The sequence below is a fragment of the Enterococcus sp. C65 genome, assembly GCF_040887165.1.
GTDB lineage: Bacteria > Bacillota > Bacilli > Lactobacillales > Enterococcaceae > Enterococcus_B > Enterococcus_B hirae.
Map to the genome: position 1 here is coordinate 23,963 of NZ_JBFOFG010000002.1, position 17,978 is coordinate 41,940.

The window sequence follows — 17,978 nt, forward strand, 5'->3', positions numbered from 1 at the left end:
TTTTCTTTTATTTCTTGCATTTTTTTAGTTTTCCACAGAATCAACAGTACCTAATACTTTTATTATTTATATATTAACTAATAATAAATAAACGCTTAAAGGAGACACAACATGAAAGTAACTTTAAATCGAGCAAGTTTTATGCAAGAATTGCAAACTGTTCAACGTGCTATTTCAAGTAAAACCACTATTCCAATCTTGACTGGAGTCAAAATTACTTTGACTCAAGAAGGATTAACGCTAACTGGGAGTAATGCAGATATTTCTATTGAAACTTTTTTATCTGTTGAAAATGAAAAAGCCCAAATGCAAATTGAATCAACTGGAGCAATTGTGTTACAAGCTCGTTTCTTTAGTGAAATTATCCGTCGCTTACCAGAAGACACCTTTACTCTTGAAGTCTTAGAGAATAAACAAGTAGCCATTACTTCAGGAAAAGCCAACTTCTTAGTCAATGGGTTAGATGCAGACAATTACCCTCATTTACCTGTCGTTGAAAGCCATAATCAAATGAAATTACCGGTACATGTCTTAACGAAATTGATCAATGAAACAGTATTCGCTGTCTCACAACATGAAAGTCGTCCAATTCTAACAGGGGTCCATTTTATTTTAGAAGGAAATTCTCTTTTGGCTGTCGCAACTGATTCCCACCGTCTAAGCCAACGAGTGATTCCAGTTGAACAAGCAGCTGATCATTTTGATATCGTGATTCCTGGTAAAAGTCTGACTGAATTATCTCGTTCATTGACAAATGAAGAAGAAATCGTTGAGATCAGTATCATGGAAAACCAAGTACTCTTTAAAACAGAAAACATGTATTTTTATTCCCGTCTGTTGGAAGGAAACTACCCCGATACGAATCGGTTGATTCCTTCAAGCTTCAACACAGAAGTAGAATTTTCTGTTCCAAGTTTCCTTGCAGCGATTGAACGTGCCTCATTACTTTCTCATGAAGGACGTAATAATATCGTTCGTTTATCCATCCAATCAGATGCGGTGATTCTATATGGAAACTCACCTGAAATCGGAAAAGTAGAAGAAAGTCTGAATTATGTGGCAAGTAGTGGGGATCCTTTGGATATTTCCTTTAACCCTGATTACATGAAAGCTGCGTTACGTGCGTTTGGTGATATGAGTATCAAAGTGAAATTTATTTCTTCTATTCGTCCGTTTACATTAGAACCAACAGAAGATGGTGTTCAATTTATCCAGTTAATCACACCAGTACGTACGAACTAATCTGTATATCATTTTGAAAAAGTAATGAAAAAAACAAAAAATAAACAAAAAGCCATAAAATCACTTTTAAGGCTTTTTGTTTATTTTTGTTTAAAACACCTTTTTTCGCTTAAATCGTCTTATATGGAAAAATATATGGATAAATTTGTTTTATTGCCTAAAAAAAGGTATAATAGAGTATACATTTATTAATGAAAATGAGGGATGAACATTGAAACAACAAGTCATTCTAAAAACAGAATTTATGACGTTGGGTCAAATGCTAAAAGAAGTCACAGTAATTAGCAGTGGTGGACAAGCAAAATGGTATTTAGCTGAAAACACTGTCTTGGTAGACGGCGAACCAGAGAATCGTCGTGGACGAAAACTTTATCCCGGCATGATGGTTGAAGTTCCAGAAGTGGGAACTTTTTTTATGGTAAAAAAAGGAATAAACGATAATGAGGCTGAATAAGCTGTATCTAAAAAATTATCGAAACTATCAGGAATTAAAGATTACGTTTACTAAAAACCTTGTCATTTTTTTAGGAGAAAATGCCCAAGGTAAGACGAATCTTTTGGAAAGTATTTATGTTTTGGCTATGACGAGAAGTCACCGTACCAGCAGTGAGCAAGAATTGATCGGATGGCAAGGCGAGCAAGCACTGATCCAGGGCGAAGTGACAAAAGGAACCTCTAAGATTCCTTTGGAGATCCTTCTTTCAAAAAAGGGACGCAAAACAAAGATCAATCATATCGAACAAAAAAAATTAAGTAGCTATGTTGGTCAATTAAATGTCATTTTATTTGCACCTGAAGACCTTTCATTAGTAAAGGGTAGTCCGCAGATCAGGCGAAAATTTCTTGATATGGAGTTAGGACAGATCAATCCGATCTATCTTTACGATTTGGTTCAATATCAAGGTATCCTAAAACAAAGAAATCAATATTTGAAACAACTGAATGAAAAAAAACAAACAGATTTACTTTATTTAGATATTTTATCTGAACAGTTAGCTGAATTTGGAAGTAAAGTATTGAAAGCACGTGCACAGTTTGTTCGACGACTGGAATTTTGGGCAAATACATTGCACCAACAAATCACCCATCAAAAAGAGCAATTAGAGATTGAATATGTCACCTCGTTTTCTTCTTTAAGTACACAAACACAAGAAGAGATCCAAACACAATTTTTAGAATTGTTGAATCAAAACAAAAAGAAAGATATGTTTCGCGGAACAACGACAATTGGACCACATCGTGATGATCTTTCTTTTTTCGTCAATCAAAAAAACGTGCAAACGTATGGTTCTCAAGGACAGCAGCGGACCACTGCTTTAAGTGTTAAGTTGGCTGAAATTGATTTGATCAAAGAAGAAACTGGGGAGTATCCAATTCTTTTACTTGATGATGTAATGAGTGAGCTAGATGATAATCGCCAACTACATTTACTAGAAACGATTGAAGGAAAGGTACAGACTTTCTTAACAACAACGACACTTGATCATGTAAAAAACAAAATGACTGTTGAACCAGAGATTTTTTATGTTCAGCAAGGGGAAATAAAAGGAGAAGAAGGCTAAATGACAGATGAAAAAAGTTTAGTAGAACGTGCAAAAGAATATGATGCCAGTCAGATCCAAGTTCTTGAAGGACTTGAAGCCGTTCGAAAACGTCCTGGTATGTATATCGGCTCCACAAGTTCGGAAGGATTACATCACTTAGTATGGGAAATCGTTGATAACTCTATCGATGAAGTCCTAGCAGGATTTGCGACGAAAATCCAAGTAATAATTGAAAAAGATAACAGTATTACTGTCATCGATGATGGCCGAGGTATCCCCGTTGATATCCAAGCCAAAACTGGTCGTCCAGCGGTAGAAACGGTGTTTACGGTACTCCATGCTGGTGGGAAATTCGGCGGAGGCGGTTATAAAGTATCTGGTGGTCTTCACGGGGTAGGTTCTTCGGTTGTAAATGCGCTCTCCACTCAGCTTGATGTAAAAGTCTACAAAGATGGAAATGTGTACTATCAGGAATATCGTCGTGGTGCTGTTGTCGATGATCTGAAGATTATTGAACAAACCGATCGAAACGGGACAACTGTTCATTTTATACCAGATCCAGAAATCTTTACGGAAACAACAGTTTTTGATTTTAATAAGCTAGCGACCCGTATCCGCGAATTAGCATTCTTGAACCGGGGAATGAAGATCTCGATTGAAGATAAGAGAGAAGAATCTCCAGTAGTAAAAGAGTACCATTATGACGGTGGGATCAAGAGCTATGTGGAATATTTGAATGCAAATAAAACGGTCATTTTTCCAGAGCCAGTTTATTTAGAAGGAGAACAACAAGACATCACGGTAGAAGTTTCCATGCAATATACCGATGGTTACCACTCCAACATCATGAGTTTTGCAAATAATATCCATACTTATGAAGGTGGTACGCATGAATCTGGCTTCAAGACAGCGTTGACACGTGTGATCAATGACTATGCACGTAAACAAAAATTGATGAAAGAAAATGATGATAACTTAACTGGTGAAGATGTGCGGGAAGGACTGACCGCAGTAATTTCGATCAAACACCCAGATCCACAATTTGAAGGGCAAACCAAAACAAAATTAGGTAATTCTGAAGTTCGGACAGTAACAGATCGTCTGTTTAGCGAGCATTTCATGAAATTCTTGTTAGAAAATCCAAGTATTGGACGACAAATCATTGAAAAAGGATTGTTGGCTTCTAAAGCACGTCTAGCAGCGAAACGTGCCCGTGAAGTAACCAGAAGAAAAGGCGCATTAGAAATCAGTAATTTGCCTGGTAAACTGGCGGATTGCTCAAGTAATGATCCAGAAAAATGCGAATTGTTCATCGTCGAAGGAGATTCTGCCGGCGGTTCAGCAAAACAAGGGCGAAATCGTGAATTTCAAGCAATTTTACCGATTCGTGGGAAAATCTTAAATGTTGAAAAAGCAAGTATGGATAAAATTCTAGCCAATGAAGAAATCCGCTCTTTATTTACCGCTATGGGAACAGGATTCGGTGAAGACTTCGATGTTTCCAAAGCTCGTTACCACAAATTAGTGATTATGACGGATGCCGATGTCGATGGTGCCCATATTCGAACATTGCTCTTAACCTTGTTTTATCGTTATATGCGCCCAATTGTTGAAGCGGGATATGTTTATATTGCACAACCGCCGCTATACGGGGTAAAACAAGGGAAAAAAATCACGTATGTACAACCCGGTAAAAACGCTGAAGAAGATTTGAAACAAGTAGTTGCTTCTCTACCAGCTACACCAAAACCAAGTGTTCAACGATACAAAGGGTTAGGTGAAATGGATGACCATCAACTATGGGAAACAACGATGGACCCTAGCAATCGTATGATGGCTCGTGTTAGTGTGGATGATGCTATCGCAGCTGATCAAATTTTTGAAATGTTAATGGGTGATCGAGTGGAACCTCGTCGTGCATTCATTGAAGAAAATGCCCATTATGTGAAAAACTTAGATATTTAGTCATGAAGGAGGAAAAAAGATGAGTGAAGAAATCAGAGAGAACATCCATGATGTCAATCTAACTAGCGAAATGAAAGACTCCTTCATCGATTATGCGATGAGTGTTATTGTTGCTCGTGCACTACCGGATGTTCGAGATGGGTTAAAACCTGTTCATCGCCGTATTTTATACGGGATGAACGAATTGGGTGTGACCCCAGATAAAGCCCATAAAAAATCTGCCAGAATCGTTGGGGATGTTATGGGTAAGTATCACCCCCATGGAGACAGTGCTATTTATGAATCCATGGTACGGATGGCACAACCATTTAGTTATCGGTACATGCTAGTGGATGGACATGGTAACTTTGGTTCTGTCGATGGTGATGGAGCAGCTGCGATGCGGTACACCGAAGCACGTATGAGTAAAATTGCCACGGAGATGCTACGGGATATCAATAAAAATACTGTAGATTTCCAAAGTAACTATGACGATACAGAAAGGGAACCAGTCGTACTTCCAGCACGCTTTCCTAATCTGCTAGTTAACGGAACAACAGGGATCGCAGTTGGTATGGCGACGAATATCCCCCCTCATAATTTATCTGAGGTAGTAGCAGCGATCGATCTATTGATGGAAAATCCAGAAGTAACAACCAATGAATTGATGGAAGTTTTACCTGGTCCCGATTTTCCAACCGGTGGTCTCGTGATGGGTAAATCAGGTATTCGCCGTGCTTACGAAACGGGGAAAGGCTCAATAACTGTTCGAGCAAAAGTAGAAATCACGGAGATGCCTAATGGCAAAGAACGAATTATCGTAACGGAACTTCCTTATATGGTCAATAAAGCAAAATTGATCGAACGAATCTCTGAATTACACCGCGATAAACGGATTGAAGGAATTACGGATTTGCGTGATGAGTCTTCCCGTGAAGGAATGCGGATCGTTATCGATATCCGCCGTGATGCAAGTGCTTCGGTTATTTTAAATAACCTGTATAAGTTGACTTCATTACAAAATTCATTTGGTTTCAATATGCTGGCCATTGAAAAAGGCGTTCCTAAAGTACTGAGTCTTAAACAAATACTTGAAAACTATGTAGAGCATCAGCGTGAAGTGATCACTCGCCGAACGATTTTTGAAAAAGAAAAGGCAGAAGCACGAGCTCACATTTTAGAAGGTTTACGGATCGCATTGGACCATATTGATGAAATCATTGCAATTATCCGTGGGTCTAAATCTGACGATGAAGCAAAAACAACGATGATTGATCGTTTTGAATTATCTGATCGACAAGCACAAGCGATCTTAGATATGCGTTTACGTCGTCTAACTGGTTTAGAACGTGAGAAAATCGAAAATGAATACCAAGAATTATTACGATTGATCGAAGATTTAACGGATATTCTTGCTCGTCCAGAACGTGTGACCGAAATCATCAAAACAGAGTTAGCAGAATTAAACCAACGTTTTGGTGACAAACGTCGTACAGAATTACTAGTGGGTGAAGTTTTAAGTCTTGAAGATGAAGACTTGATCGAAGAAGAAGAAATCGTTATTACACTCACGAACAATGGGTATATCAAACGTTTAGCGAACAATGAATTTAGAGCACAACGTCGTGGTGGACGTGGTGTACAAGGAATGGGCGTGCATAACGATGACTTCGTCAAAAACCTTGTCTCTTGTTCGACACATGACACCTTGCTGTTCTTTACCAATAACGGGAAAGTCTATCGTGCCAAAGGATATGAAATTCCAGAATATGGTCGAACTGCGAAAGGAATCCCGATCATTAACTTGTTAGGGATCGATTCAAGTGAAAAAATTCAAGCAATTATTGCAGTCACCGGTGAAGCTCAAGAAGGACATTACCTCTTCTTCACTACTCGTCAAGGAACGGTGAAACGGACCACCGTAACTGCTTTTGCGAATATCCGCAGTAATGGATTGATTGCGATTGGCTTAAAAGAAGACGATGAATTAGTCAACGTGTTGTTAACAGATGGTCAATCAAACATTATCATTGGTACACATGATGGTTATTCGGTAACGTTTGCGGAAGGAGCTGTTCGGGACATGGGACGGACAGCGTCAGGAGTTCGAGGTATTCGTTTAAGAGAAGACGATTATGTGATTGGTGCTGCCTTGATGAATGAAAATCATGAAGTCTTGATCATTACTGAAAAAGGCTATGGTAAACGAACGAAAGTGAAAGAGTATCCAGTGAAAGGTCGCGGCGGTAAAGGGATCAAAACAGCCAATATCACTGAAAAAAATGGTCCATTAGCTGGACTAGCCACGATTGTTGGAACAGAAGATATCATGCTGATCACAGATAAAGGCGTTATTATTCGTTTCAATGTCTCAACTGTTTCTCAAACTGGACGTGCTACACTTGGCGTACGTTTGATCAAAATGGAAGCTGATACGAAGGTTGTGACAATGGCGGCCGTCGAGCCAGAAAGCACAGAAGAAACTGAGACACCAACAGAGACCGTGGAAGATACCACAATAGATAAAACAGAAGAATAGTCAAAAAACAGGGCTTGTCTCAGCGATGGGAAGCTTGTAAAAATAAGCCACAACCTCCGATACACAATGATTATCGGAGGTTGTGGCTTATTATTGTTTTATGTTTATGGATTCTTTTGCAACATAAAAAAGAATCCACCTACGAATAGCTCTTGTAGTTTTTATACTTTGTTATTGTAGGAGATCGTGTTTTTCAAGAGATTCAAAAAGAGAACTTTCGGCAGTCATTTAGTAAAGCATTTTATTAAAAACTTCTTTCTACACTATTTTCCCTTCAGCTTATTGCTTTTTTCACTCTATACGTGTATAATTAAAGATTGTGAGTAGTCTAATTTATTAGAAAACTCTCCTTGCTCTTGGGAATCTAAGAGCCGAAAGTCCATAGGGAGGTGAAAATCAATGGAAAATACGAAATATGAAATCATGTACATTATTCGTCCAAACATTGATGAAGAAGCAAAAACTGCTTTAATCGAACGTTTCGATGCAATCTTGAAAGATAACGGAGCTGAAGTTATCGAATCTAAAGATTGGGAAAAACGCCGTTTAGCGTATGAAATGAACGGTTACCGTGAAGGTATCTATCACATCGTTAAAGTGTCTTCTCCATCATCTGCAACTGCTGTCAATGAATTTGACCGTCTTGCTAAAATCAACGACGATATCATTCGTCACATGATCGTGAAAGAAGAAGCATAATTTATTGTTTCATGTGGAACAATAGAACAACGATGAGAGGAGATGAATCTTTTGATTAATAATGTTGTACTAGTTGGACGTCTAACTAAAGATCCGGATTTACGATATACATCAAGTGGCACTGCAGTAGCAACGTTTACTTTAGCTGTTAATCGTAATTTTACTAGCCAAAACGGCAATCGTGAGGCTGACTTTATTAATTGTGTGATTTGGCGTAAATCAGCAGAGACATTAGCAAACTATGCTCGTAAGGGGACTCTTTTAGGAGTTACTGGACGTATCCAAACTCGTTCTTATGATAATCAGCAAGGACAACGTGTATACGTAACAGAAGTAGTTGCTGAAAACTTCCAATTATTGGAAAGTCGTGCTGCATCTGAAAATCGTCAACAAACTGGTGGTTACCAAAGCTCTGGTCAATCGACAAATGATTTTGGCGGAAGTAATAACTATAATCAAACATCTCAATCATCCAACGGTATGCCTGATTTTGATCGTGACAATTCTGATCCATTTGGTTCAAGTTCAACGATCGACATTTCAGACGATGATTTACCATTCTAAACGAATTTGATAGGAGGGAAATAGAATGGCACAACAAAGAAGAGGCGGACGTAAACGTCGTAAAGTAGACTATATTGCTGCTAACCATATTGAATATATCGATTATAAAGATATTGAATTACTAAAAAGATTTATCTCAGAACGTGGAAAAATCTTGCCACGTCGTGTAACAGGTACAGGCGCTAAAAACCAACGTAAAATTACTGTTGCTATCAAACGCGCACGTATCATGGGCTTACTACCTTTCGTAAGTGAAGATTAATTGAAATAATGAAACGAGGAAATGGTTTTACTACCGTTCCCTCGTTTTTTACTTTTTGAGAATGAATGTTTAGATGTTTTATTATCAAAAAAAAGAGTGTCATCTATACTTAGAAGAATCATAGAGAAAAGCATCCACGATTTTCGTTTAGGATTGGGGATAAAGAATACTATCTTTAAAAATTCCATCTCCCCAAATCTGACTTTCCGACAAGCTGCTCTCAATCAACTCGATCGGTTGCTGATTGACTAAGATCATTGCACAACGGTAGCCAGCGAAAGGTTGATAAAGAGGCATGATGATTTCTTGTCCTTTCAATGCTAGTTCAATGTTATCGACTGTAAAAGCAACATGTGCTTCTTTTTGAATGATTGGATCAAGACGACAATCGGGACCAAAGGCATGGAGTTCGATTGGCATAGATAAAGAATTTTTCACATCCAGTGAGTACATATCGAATAAAGGACTATACTTTGTTCCTGGGTGATCTTTGATTTCTTCCAGATCGATTGGTTTACCGATATGATGGAAGCTTAATTTGTTCATTTTATTCATATAATGCTCCTTTGCCTTTTCTGAATTGCTCATTTGAACATTCAAAGTAGTAATAATTTGCTTTATTTCGGTTTGAGGTTAGATGATAACTGTCATTTCAAGGTTGAAAACAAGTTATTCTACCATTTTTTTTAATACAGTGAAAAGTATTTTCAGTTAAATAATCAAGCATTTGTTTAGTCGCTTGAATACGGGAAGTTATGGTAAAATTAAACTAATCAACTATGGGAGGAAGAAGATGGAAAAAGAAAAAGAAAACTTAACCCCTAGACCTCTCTTCATTTTTTTATTTCTATTGCTTGAAGTACTGGTTGTATTATTTATGCCATTTCGTTTTGTTAGCGCTTTGGTTGTGCTTTTGATGAACCTTTTTGGCTTACGTTATTGGTTGAAATTAAAACGATGGCTAATGATAAAAAATCGTGAAAAAATCCAACAAGCCTCAACGGTGGCTGAGAACAATCTTGCTTATGTCTCCGAAGTGATGCCAGTAGGAGTGATTGCGTACCAACCAACAAGCCAAAAAATTGAATGGTTGAACCCACTCGCCTTAAAAATCAAAGATCAAAGTAGCTTAACAGAAGAAGAACTATTAGATGCTTTCTTTACGGCAAAAGAGAAAAAGAAAAAACAAGTATATTTAGCAGATCGAACCTTTCAATTTGAAATGGATACAGTAAAAGGGGTCGTTTATTTCAACGATATCACTCAAAATCAATTGTTGAAGCTCCATCAAACCAACAGCCAACCAGTGATTGGTATCTTATCAATTGATAATTATGCAGATGCTATCGATAAGTTAGATGACAAAGAAATTTCTTATCTCAATTCGTTTGTGACTACAATGGTGTCTGATTGGATGAATGAATACCATGTCTTTTTTAAGCGGATCACTGCAGAACGCTTTTTCTTTGTAGCACAAATGATTGATTTGAAAAAAATGATGGACAAAAAATTTGATCTGTTGGATCGTTTACGTGCAGAAGCAGAGCGACAAAATTTGCCAATTACTCTAAGTATGGGGATTGCTTACGGGCAAGATTCGTTAGATGAAATTGGGGGAGAAGCCCAAAATAATTTGGACATTGCTCTAGTTCGAGGTGGCGACCAAGTTGTCGTGAAAGAACTACGTGAGGGAGCAAAACCTGTTTACTATGGAGGAAAATCAGCTAAGTCAGTCAAACGAACCCGTGTGCGGTCACGAGCAATGAGTACTGCGCTTCGTAAGATTTTTACTGAAACTGGTGATGTATTTATCATGGGGCATAAATTCCCCGATATGGATGCCATTGGTTCAGCATTTGGGGTAAGTTGCTTAGCTCGTTTCAATCAAAAAAAAGCGTATATCGTACTTGATGAAAACGAGATTATTCCAGACGTAGAACGATGTTTAGAGGAAATTCATAAACACCCTGAACTAGAAGCACAGCTGATTTCGCCCAAAAAAGCGATGGAGCTTAAAAAAGAAGAAGACCTGCTAGTTATGGTGGATTACCACAAACCCTCGCTATCGATCTCTCAGAGCCTATATGAGCAATTTGATAAGATCGTTATTATTGATCATCATCGACGTGGGGAGGAGTTCCCAAGTAAGCCGCTGTTGACGTATATCGAATCTTCTGCTTCTTCTGCTTCAGAGTTAGTGACAGAACTAATTCAGTATCAAAGCAATCGCACGAATCGCTTAGATCGTTTTGAAGCGACGTTGTTATTGGCAGGCATGACTGTTGATACGAACAGTTTTAATGTACGCACAACGGCACGAACTTTTGATGTAGCAAGTTATTTAAGGTCTTGTAGTGCGGATGCTTCCCTAGTACAATATTTATTGAGTTCAGATTTAGCAACCTATTTGGAAATCAGCCATTTGATTGCACAGAGCGAATATGTAACTTCAGATATTGTCGTAGCAGCTGGGACAGATGAAAAGGAATATAATAGTGTGATCGCTGCGAAAACGGCAGACACCCTCTTATCAATGATCAATATCAATGGGGCTTTTGTCATCACGAAACGAACGGACGGGCTAGTCGGGATCAGTGCTCGTAGTTCGGGCACGATCAATGTTCAAGTGATCATGGAGTCTCTTGGCGGCGGCGGTCATTTCACCAATGCAGCGACCCAATTGGAAGGTGTCACAGTAGAAGAAACCAAACAGCGTTTACTTGCTGCAATCAAAGAAAATAGGAATCAATTATATGATAAGGAGTAATGGATATGAAAGTCATTTTCTTACAAGATGTAAAAGGTAAAGGAAAAAAAGGTGATGTTAAAGAAGTACCGAATGGTTACGCACAAAATTTCCTATTAAAAAATAATCTGGCAAAAGAAGCAAATAAAAGTAGTATTAGCCAATTAGCTGGACAAAAAAAGGCACAAGAAAAACAAGAAGCTGAAATTTTAGAAGAAGCAAAAGAACTAAAAGGATTTTTAGAAAAAGAAGAAACGGTTGTCGAACTGAAAGCCAAAGCGGGTGAAGATGGACGTTTATTCGGTTCAATCCCTTCAAAACAAATCGCTGAAGGATTGAACAAGCAATACAAAGTAAAACTAGATAAACGAAAAATCGAATTGAATAATCCAATCCGTACGTTAGGTTACACGAACGTACCAGTCAAATTGCATCATGAAGTGACTGCAACGATCAAAGTGCATGTGGTAGCAGAATAGCTACCTCACCAATCATTTCTGTTAGCAGTCTCTTCAGGTTCTGTAATAGGACTTGTTGAGAAATGATCGCAGAGATTGAGAGTTCTTTTCAAAAAGAAAATCAGCCGGATTTTGATGAATCATGTCAAAATCCGGCTGATTTTCTTCATTTAATGGTAAAGATATTTGATAGGATGGTATAGAAAGCATACTTTCTTTTCGATTGATTTTAGCTACTTTATTCTTACAAGATTATGTGCTTTTTAATACCCTAGATCAAAAAAGTGGGACATTAACCAGATTTTTTTGTTCATGCCCTAGACTCTTTAAGCTTAGATTATTTTTTCTTGCGATATTTCAAAAATAGTAATATCATCACAAGGATTGTTGAATAAATTAATAAAGTTCCCAGTCTCATATACTACACTGCGTTTGTGACGTTAAACTGCAAATCGGAAATTCTGCTGTTAAAGTCATCCGCACTCCTCCATTTGATCTATTTTTACTAATCATTGTTTTTACATCACTTTGACCTTGATCGCAACGTTTGGCTAATACTGCAGCACCAATAATTGTCCCAACTACAGCTCCAATCACACCACCAATTACAGCACCATAACCCGCACCATTTACTGCTAAACCAACAGAACAAAAACCTAAATAGTCTCTTAAATTAGCTAATCCTGTCTTACTAGTGGCATAATCGTTGATACCACCATTAACAAATTTTTCTGACCACCCGGTAGTATCGTAAAGTCCTCGTGCGAACGTATTGTCACCATAAGCATAGTGGACTTCAGCGCCATCATATTTTAAGATAAGAGACTGGATCAAAGCTTTTGTTTCTGCTGAGTCTGGCTGATTCATTAACTGTTGTTTGATCTCTGGACGATTCACTTCTTGCACAAAATTTTTGTATAATTCATTGGATTCGACAATCGTGACTTTATCTAGTTGAAAATGGTTTTCAGCTGGTACACTAGCGGTTTTCTCAGCTGCATCAACGATTTGTGTTACTCCTGGTACTACAGATCCAAATAAAGACAGACAAGACAATAAAATAGCAACGAGTTTCATTTTTTTTATGACAAACTTCCTCCTAAAATTTTTTGTGCGGACTAGAAAACGTTTTCTGTAATGAATTCTAGCACAATCAATAGTATATAGTATTAAATAATCATAAGTGATCTATTTTTTGTCAAAAATGAAAAAATAGGAAAAAATAAAAAAAGTTTCCTTTTTTTCGATTATGACAACACCTATTGAACATATAGCTAGTTTGGTACTAGCGTAAAGGATCACTTGACTGATATACTTTTTATAGTTGTTTCATTTTATCAAGGGATCTTCGTTCTCAAAGTTTTTGCTAGTTTAAGATTTTGCTGGATTTACGTGTGTATTTTCTGTACTTATTCTTGACATTGACTGTCTCTTTTATTGATTTCGAAAGATAAGCAACCATTACACTCACTTTTTTAAAGTGACTTTTTTACGATTTTCTTGTAAAATAAAGCAATTGAAGACAAGGAGCGATATGTATGAATGAAGTGTGGCAGGATCGAATTCCACCGCAAAATATTGAAGCTGAACAAGCGGTTTTAGGATCGGTTTTTTTAGATGCTGAAACGATCATTGATGCCATGGAGTACATAGAACCGAAAGACTTTTATCGTCGGGGACATCAAATCATTTTTGAAACAATGATCGAATTAAATGACCGTAATGAAGCAATAGATGTAGTGACTGTAAAAGATCGGTTGGAGCAAGCGAACTTATTAGAAGATGCTGGTGGGTTAAGCTACCTTTCAGATTTAGCGTTAGCTGTGCCTACTGCAGCAAATATCGTCTACTATGCGAAAATCGTTGAAGAAAAATCATTACTTCGCACACTGATCCAAACAGCTACTGGGATCGTGACAAAAGGGTTTGAACAAGGGGAAGAAGTCCAGTCGATTCTGGATGATGCCGAGCGCAGTATTTTAGAAGTATCAGAAAAAAGAAACCGCAGTGGCTTTCTATCTATTGCAGAAGTCTTGAACTCAACCATTGAAAATATTGACCAGCTGGCCCAAAATAATGAAGAAATCACAGGATTACCGACTGGATACCAAGGACTTGATAAAATGACAGCAGGTTTTCAACCTGAGGAATTGATCATCCTAGCAGCTCGGCCTGCGGTAGGGAAAACAGCTTTCGCATTAAATATAGCTCAAAATGTCGGGACAAAAACCGATCGTTCAGTTGCTATTTTTAGTTTGGAAATGGGGGCTGAATCGCTTGTCAATCGGATGCTTTGTGCGGAAGGATCGATCGAAGCAAGCCATTTGCGTACCGGTCAACTTTCTGAAGAAGAGTGGTCTAATTTGATCGTTGCAATGGGGAGTTTGTCACGGGCAAATATCTTTATTGATGATACTCCAGGAATAAAAATTTCTGAGATTCGTGCCAAATGCCGAAAATTAGCGCAGGAAAAAGGAAATCTTGGATTGATCTTGATTGACTACTTGCAATTGATTGAAGGAAACGGGAGAGAAAATCGTCAACAAGAAGTATCTGATATTTCACGTCAATTAAAAAAGCTAGCCAAAGAATTAAAAGTACCAGTTATTGCGTTGTCCCAGCTTTCCCGTGGAGTAGAACAACGTCAAGATAAACGTCCTGTATTAAGTGATATCCGTGAATCGGGTTCCATTGAGCAAGATGCTGATATCGTAGCCTTCTTATATCGAGATGATTACTATGAAAGAGAAGGTGGCGAAGACAATGAGGATAACGAACCAAAAAACGACAATGTCATTGAAGTCATCATCGAAAAAAACCGTAGTGGTGCCCGTGGTACAGTAGAATTACTGTTTATCAAAGAATACAACAAATTTTCGTCGTTATCCCCGAGAGAAGAATATTGATTATAATATTGACTATAAAAAGCACCTCCAAATTATCTCGTTAATTTGGAGGTGCTTTTTTAGCTATCGATCATTCCAACTGTTCTTTATCAAAAGAAAACGCAGCAGAATCACATTTGGGAAATAATAGTATAGTAAATTAGAAAGCAATCTACCCTAGTAATCATTATTTCTAATAAGCAAAGATGTTTAGATTACGATTCTGTCAGTGGCAACGAGTAATAAACCCTAAAAAACTATCTTATTTGCTTTGTACTAAAGGAACTTTCTTCTCTGAATAGTTTTGTTTACACTAGTTTCTATTTAAAATTTATCATCGTTCGTTTTTCAAGCGTTTTTATAAAATAAATAAAAGAATCATTCGATTTTAGTTGAATAAGTAATGAGTTATTGTTACAATAATTCAGGATTAAATAAAATAAAACGAGGTGTTCAAATGTCATCTGTAGTAGTGGTAGGTACACAATGGGGCGACGAAGGGAAAGGAAAAATTACTGACTTTCTTAGTGAAAATGCTGAAGTGATCGCACGATACCAAGGTGGCGATAATGCAGGACACACGATCAAATTCAACGGTGTTACTTATAAACTGCATTTGATTCCTTCGGGGATTTTTTATAAAGATAAAATCAGTGTGATTGGGAATGGTGTGGTAGTCAATCCTAAATCATTAGTCAAAGAGTTAGCTTATTTACATGAAAAAGGTGTAACTACTGATAACTTACGTATTTCTGACCGAGCACATGTTATTTTGCCTTATCACATCAAGTTGGATCAATTACAAGAAGATGCAAAAGGTGAAAATAAAATCGGTACAACAATCAAAGGGATCGGACCAGCATACATGGACAAAGCAGCTCGTGTAGGGATCCGCATCGCTGACTTACTAGACAAAGAAATTTTTGAAGAACGCTTACGTTTAAACTTAGAAGATAAAAACCGTCAATTTGTAAAAATGTTTGATTCTGAGCCAATTGATTTTGACTCGATATTTGAAGAATATTATGAATATGGTCAACAAATCAAACAGTATGTTACCGATACATCTGTCATTTTAAATGATGCCCTAGATGCAGGAAAACGAGTATTATTTGAAGGCGCACAAGGGGTTATGCTGGATATCGACCAAGGAACCTATCCATTTGTTACTTCTTCAAACCCAGTCGCAGGTGGCGTAACGATCGGTAGTGGCGTAGGTCCATCTAAAATCAATAAAGTTGTTGGTGTATGTAAAGCTTATACTTCTCGTGTAGGAGATGGTCCATTCCCAACTGAATTGTTTGATGAAACGGGACAACAAATTCGTGAAGTTGGTCGCGAATACGGAACGACTACAGGTCGTCCACGACGTGTGGGATGGTTTGATTCAGTAGTGATGCGTCACTCAAAACGTGTTTCAGGAATTACTAATCTATCCCTTAATTCAATTGATGTCTTAAGTGGACTTGATACAGTAAAAATTTGTACAGCTTACGAGCTCGATGGAGAATTGATTTATCATTATCCAGCAAGTTTGAAAGAATTGAAACGTTGTAAACCTGTTTATGAAGAACTTCCAGGTTGGTCTGAAGATATTACAGCATGCAAAACACTTGCTGAATTACCAGAAAATGCACGTAACTATGTCAGACGTATTTCTGAACTCGTAGGTGTGCGTATTTCAACATTTTCTGTTGGACCTGATAGAACACAAACAAATATCTTAGAAAGCGTCTGGGCACAAATTTAAGCCATTCAGCTAAGTTCGTTGAGACAGGACATTCTTGTTCCTTAAGAATGAACGAAATAGCAGAAGTATAGGTAAGAATGCTCATGCGGTAAAGAAAGAAAACGTCGAAACTGCGAAATTTGTTTTTAACATTTTTGTAGATTTTGGCGTTTTTTTTCAATAAGTAATCAAAGTTGGTTTAGAGGTGAGCGTTGTTCTTCTTTTTAATCATCCATTAAAATTTTACGAAGACAATGGTTTTCCTTTTTACAAACATAGTTAACGTTATTTTCCATGCAAGAGATTTGCTATAATAGGAGTTAAGGGTAAAATGAAAAGTTGAAGGAGTTGAAGTGTGTGTATCAAATCGTAACCGATTCATGTTGTGATCTGCCTTATCAAGTGCTACAAGCAGCCAAGGTTGATTATTTATCAATGAAGATCCAGTTAGATGAAGAAGAATTAGTAGATGATCTGGGAAAAACGTTTAATTATGATCATTATATGGAACAATTAAGAAATGGGGCTACCCCAACGACCTCACAAATCAATGTGGGTCAATACTTAGAATTTTTCCGTCCTTATGTTGAACAAAATATTCCTATCCTTTATGTTGCTTTTTCCAGTGCTTTAAGTGGATCCTATAGTAGTGCGTTACAAGCAGTAGAATTATTAAAAGAAGAATATCCAGATCCACAAGTAAAGGTCTTTGATACAAAAGCCGCAAGCGTTGGGGAAGGGTTATTAGTATTGGAAGCTGTTCGATTGAAAAACGAGGGGAAAACATTAGAAGAGAACTTAGAATGGTTAGAAAACAATTACTTAAAAGTACATTCTTGGGTAACCGTTGATGATCTCAAACACCTTGAACGTGGGGGGCGTATCTCTAAAACTAGTGCTACACTAGGTAGTATTCTAAACGTGAAGCCAATTATCACAGTCGATCAGGAAGGACGTTTGACGAATATCAGCAAAGTACGAGGACGAAATAAATCGATACAAAAAATTGTTGAGGAAACTGTTAAAACCATTGTCGCTCCATTAGAACAAACTGTTTATATTGCTTATGCTGGCGATTTAGAAAGTGCTGAAAAAACAAAACAATTACTTGAAGAGAATATTAAGATGAAAGAAGTTAAGTTATATCCACTTGGCCCTACCATCGCAAGCCATACAGGATATGGATGTATTGCCATATTCTCAATGGGAATCACTCGATAGAAAATGAGTAGTCGTTGTAGAAGAAACGCACCAAAAAAAGAACCATTCAGAAGAAAAAGAATATTCTTCGAGTGGTTCTTTTTTAGAATATAAAATAACTGATTTATATTAAGTTAAATCTTTTGTCGATAGTAAGTACTTCTTA

The 17,978-nt window shown here is 37.4% G+C and carries 15 protein-coding genes; 13 read left to right on the forward strand and 2 right to left on the reverse strand.

All coding sequences use genetic code 11. The annotated features are described in order from the left end of the window. Nucleotides 1-111: 111 nt before the first annotated feature. The 8 genes from dnaN to rpsR all read left to right on the forward strand — a co-directional run bounded on the left by dnaN (nt 112) and on the right by rpsR (nt 8,794). Nucleotides 112-1,242, forward strand: coding sequence for a DNA polymerase III subunit beta (dnaN, locus tag AB3I12_RS02190; RefSeq protein WP_010720503.1), 1,131 nt, complete (start codon nt 112-114; stop codon nt 1,240-1,242). Nucleotides 1,243-1,453: 211 nt separating this feature from the next. Further along, on the forward strand, nt 1,454-1,696 hold the full coding sequence (gene yaaA, locus AB3I12_RS02195; protein WP_010720502.1) for a S4 domain-containing protein YaaA: 243 nt from the start codon (nt 1,454-1,456) through the stop codon (nt 1,694-1,696). Further along, nucleotides 1,683-2,804: a DNA replication/repair protein RecF gene (gene recF, locus AB3I12_RS02200; RefSeq protein ID WP_034697664.1), complete on the forward strand. Its 1,122-nt coding sequence runs from the start codon at nt 1,683-1,685 to the stop codon at nt 2,802-2,804. The genes yaaA and recF overlap by 14 nt, the downstream gene beginning before the upstream one ends. After that, nucleotides 2,805-4,751 carry a DNA topoisomerase (ATP-hydrolyzing) subunit B gene (gyrB, locus tag AB3I12_RS02205; protein ID WP_063626387.1) on the forward strand — a complete coding sequence of 649 codons (1,947 nt, stop codon included), beginning with the start codon at nt 2,805-2,807 and terminating at the stop codon, nt 4,749-4,751. Between the two features lie 19 nt (nt 4,752-4,770). Continuing rightward, nucleotides 4,771-7,269: a DNA gyrase subunit A gene (gene gyrA / locus AB3I12_RS02210; protein WP_010720499.1), complete on the forward strand. Its 2,499-nt coding sequence runs from the start codon at nt 4,771-4,773 to the stop codon at nt 7,267-7,269. A 399-nt stretch (nt 7,270-7,668) separates the two neighbouring features. After that, nucleotides 7,669-7,968 (forward strand): 30S ribosomal protein S6, encoded by a 300-nt coding sequence (gene rpsF / locus AB3I12_RS02215; RefSeq protein WP_010720498.1) that lies wholly within the window; start codon nt 7,669-7,671, stop codon nt 7,966-7,968. A gap of 51 nt (nt 7,969-8,019) precedes the next feature. Further along, nucleotides 8,020-8,532, forward strand: a complete 513-nt coding sequence (gene ssb / locus AB3I12_RS02220; RefSeq protein ID WP_010720497.1) for a single-stranded DNA-binding protein — start codon at nt 8,020-8,022, stop codon at nt 8,530-8,532. 25 nt (nt 8,533-8,557) lie between these two features. After that, nucleotides 8,558-8,794 carry a 30S ribosomal protein S18 gene (gene rpsR / locus AB3I12_RS02225; protein ID WP_002288370.1) on the forward strand — a complete coding sequence of 79 codons (237 nt, stop codon included), beginning with the start codon at nt 8,558-8,560 and terminating at the stop codon, nt 8,792-8,794. 147 nt (nt 8,795-8,941) lie between these two features. Here rpsR and AB3I12_RS02230 read toward each other — a convergent pair whose 3' ends face one another. Then, nucleotides 8,942-9,349, reverse strand: coding sequence for a hypothetical protein (locus AB3I12_RS02230; RefSeq protein WP_063626388.1), 408 nt, complete (start codon nt 9,347-9,349; stop codon nt 8,942-8,944). A 238-nt stretch (nt 9,350-9,587) separates the two neighbouring features. On the opposite strand from AB3I12_RS02230, the gene AB3I12_RS02235 reads away from it, so the two are divergent. Next, a complete protein-coding gene (locus AB3I12_RS02235; RefSeq protein ID WP_063626389.1) occupies nt 9,588-11,561 on the forward strand; it encodes a DHH family phosphoesterase in 1,974 nt (657 codons plus the stop codon). 5 nt (nt 11,562-11,566) lie between these two features. Beyond that, nucleotides 11,567-12,019, forward strand: a complete 453-nt coding sequence (gene rplI / locus AB3I12_RS02240) for a 50S ribosomal protein L9 (protein ID WP_010720494.1) — start codon at nt 11,567-11,569, stop codon at nt 12,017-12,019. Nucleotides 12,020-12,412: 393 nt separating this feature from the next. Here rplI and AB3I12_RS02245 read toward each other — a convergent pair whose 3' ends face one another. Further along, complete coding sequence (locus AB3I12_RS02245; protein ID WP_226062565.1) at nt 12,413-13,075, reverse strand: glycine zipper family protein; 663 nt, start codon at nt 13,073-13,075, stop codon at nt 12,413-12,415. A 461-nt stretch (nt 13,076-13,536) separates the two neighbouring features. Here AB3I12_RS02245 and dnaB point away from each other — a divergent pair, with 461 nt between their 5' ends. The 3 genes from dnaB (at nt 13,537) to AB3I12_RS02260 (ending at nt 17,833) form a co-directional block, all read left to right on the forward strand. Beyond that, nucleotides 13,537-14,904: a replicative DNA helicase gene (gene dnaB, locus AB3I12_RS02250; RefSeq protein ID WP_010720492.1), complete on the forward strand. Its 1,368-nt coding sequence runs from the start codon at nt 13,537-13,539 to the stop codon at nt 14,902-14,904. 436 nt (nt 14,905-15,340) lie between these two features. After that, nucleotides 15,341-16,633 carry an adenylosuccinate synthase gene (locus AB3I12_RS02255; protein ID WP_010720491.1) on the forward strand — a complete coding sequence of 431 codons (1,293 nt, stop codon included), beginning with the start codon at nt 15,341-15,343 and terminating at the stop codon, nt 16,631-16,633. Nucleotides 16,634-16,969: 336 nt separating this feature from the next. After that, entirely contained in the window at nt 16,970-17,833 is an 864-nt protein-coding gene (locus AB3I12_RS02260) for a DegV family protein (protein WP_010736781.1), read from the forward strand. Nucleotides 17,834-17,978 lie beyond the last annotated feature (145 nt).

Excerpts from the sequence above, each read along its gene's own strand:
- AB3I12_RS02245 (WP_226062565.1), bottom strand. The coding sequence starts at position 13,075 with ATGAAACTCGTTGCTATTTTATTGTCTTGTCTGTCTTTATTTGGATCT.
- rpsR (WP_002288370.1), top strand. The coding sequence starts at position 8,558 with ATGGCACAACAAAGAAGAGGCGGACGTAAACGTCGTAAAGTAGACTAT.
- gyrB (WP_063626387.1), top strand. The coding sequence starts at position 2,805 with ATGACAGATGAAAAAAGTTTAGTAGAACGTGCAAAAGAATATGATGCC.
- dnaN (WP_010720503.1), top strand. The coding sequence starts at position 112 with ATGAAAGTAACTTTAAATCGAGCAAGTTTTATGCAAGAATTGCAAACT.
- gyrA (WP_010720499.1), top strand. The coding sequence starts at position 4,771 with ATGAGTGAAGAAATCAGAGAGAACATCCATGATGTCAATCTAACTAGC.
- AB3I12_RS02255 (WP_010720491.1), top strand. The coding sequence starts at position 15,341 with ATGTCATCTGTAGTAGTGGTAGGTACACAATGGGGCGACGAAGGGAAA.
- dnaB (WP_010720492.1), top strand. The coding sequence starts at position 13,537 with ATGAATGAAGTGTGGCAGGATCGAATTCCACCGCAAAATATTGAAGCT.
- rpsF (WP_010720498.1), top strand. The coding sequence starts at position 7,669 with ATGGAAAATACGAAATATGAAATCATGTACATTATTCGTCCAAACATT.
- rplI (WP_010720494.1), top strand. The coding sequence starts at position 11,567 with ATGAAAGTCATTTTCTTACAAGATGTAAAAGGTAAAGGAAAAAAAGGT.
- recF (WP_034697664.1), top strand. The coding sequence starts at position 1,683 with ATGAGGCTGAATAAGCTGTATCTAAAAAATTATCGAAACTATCAGGAA.
- AB3I12_RS02230 (WP_063626388.1), bottom strand. The coding sequence starts at position 9,349 with ATGAATAAAATGAACAAATTAAGCTTCCATCATATCGGTAAACCAATC.
- AB3I12_RS02235 (WP_063626389.1), top strand. The coding sequence starts at position 9,588 with ATGGAAAAAGAAAAAGAAAACTTAACCCCTAGACCTCTCTTCATTTTT.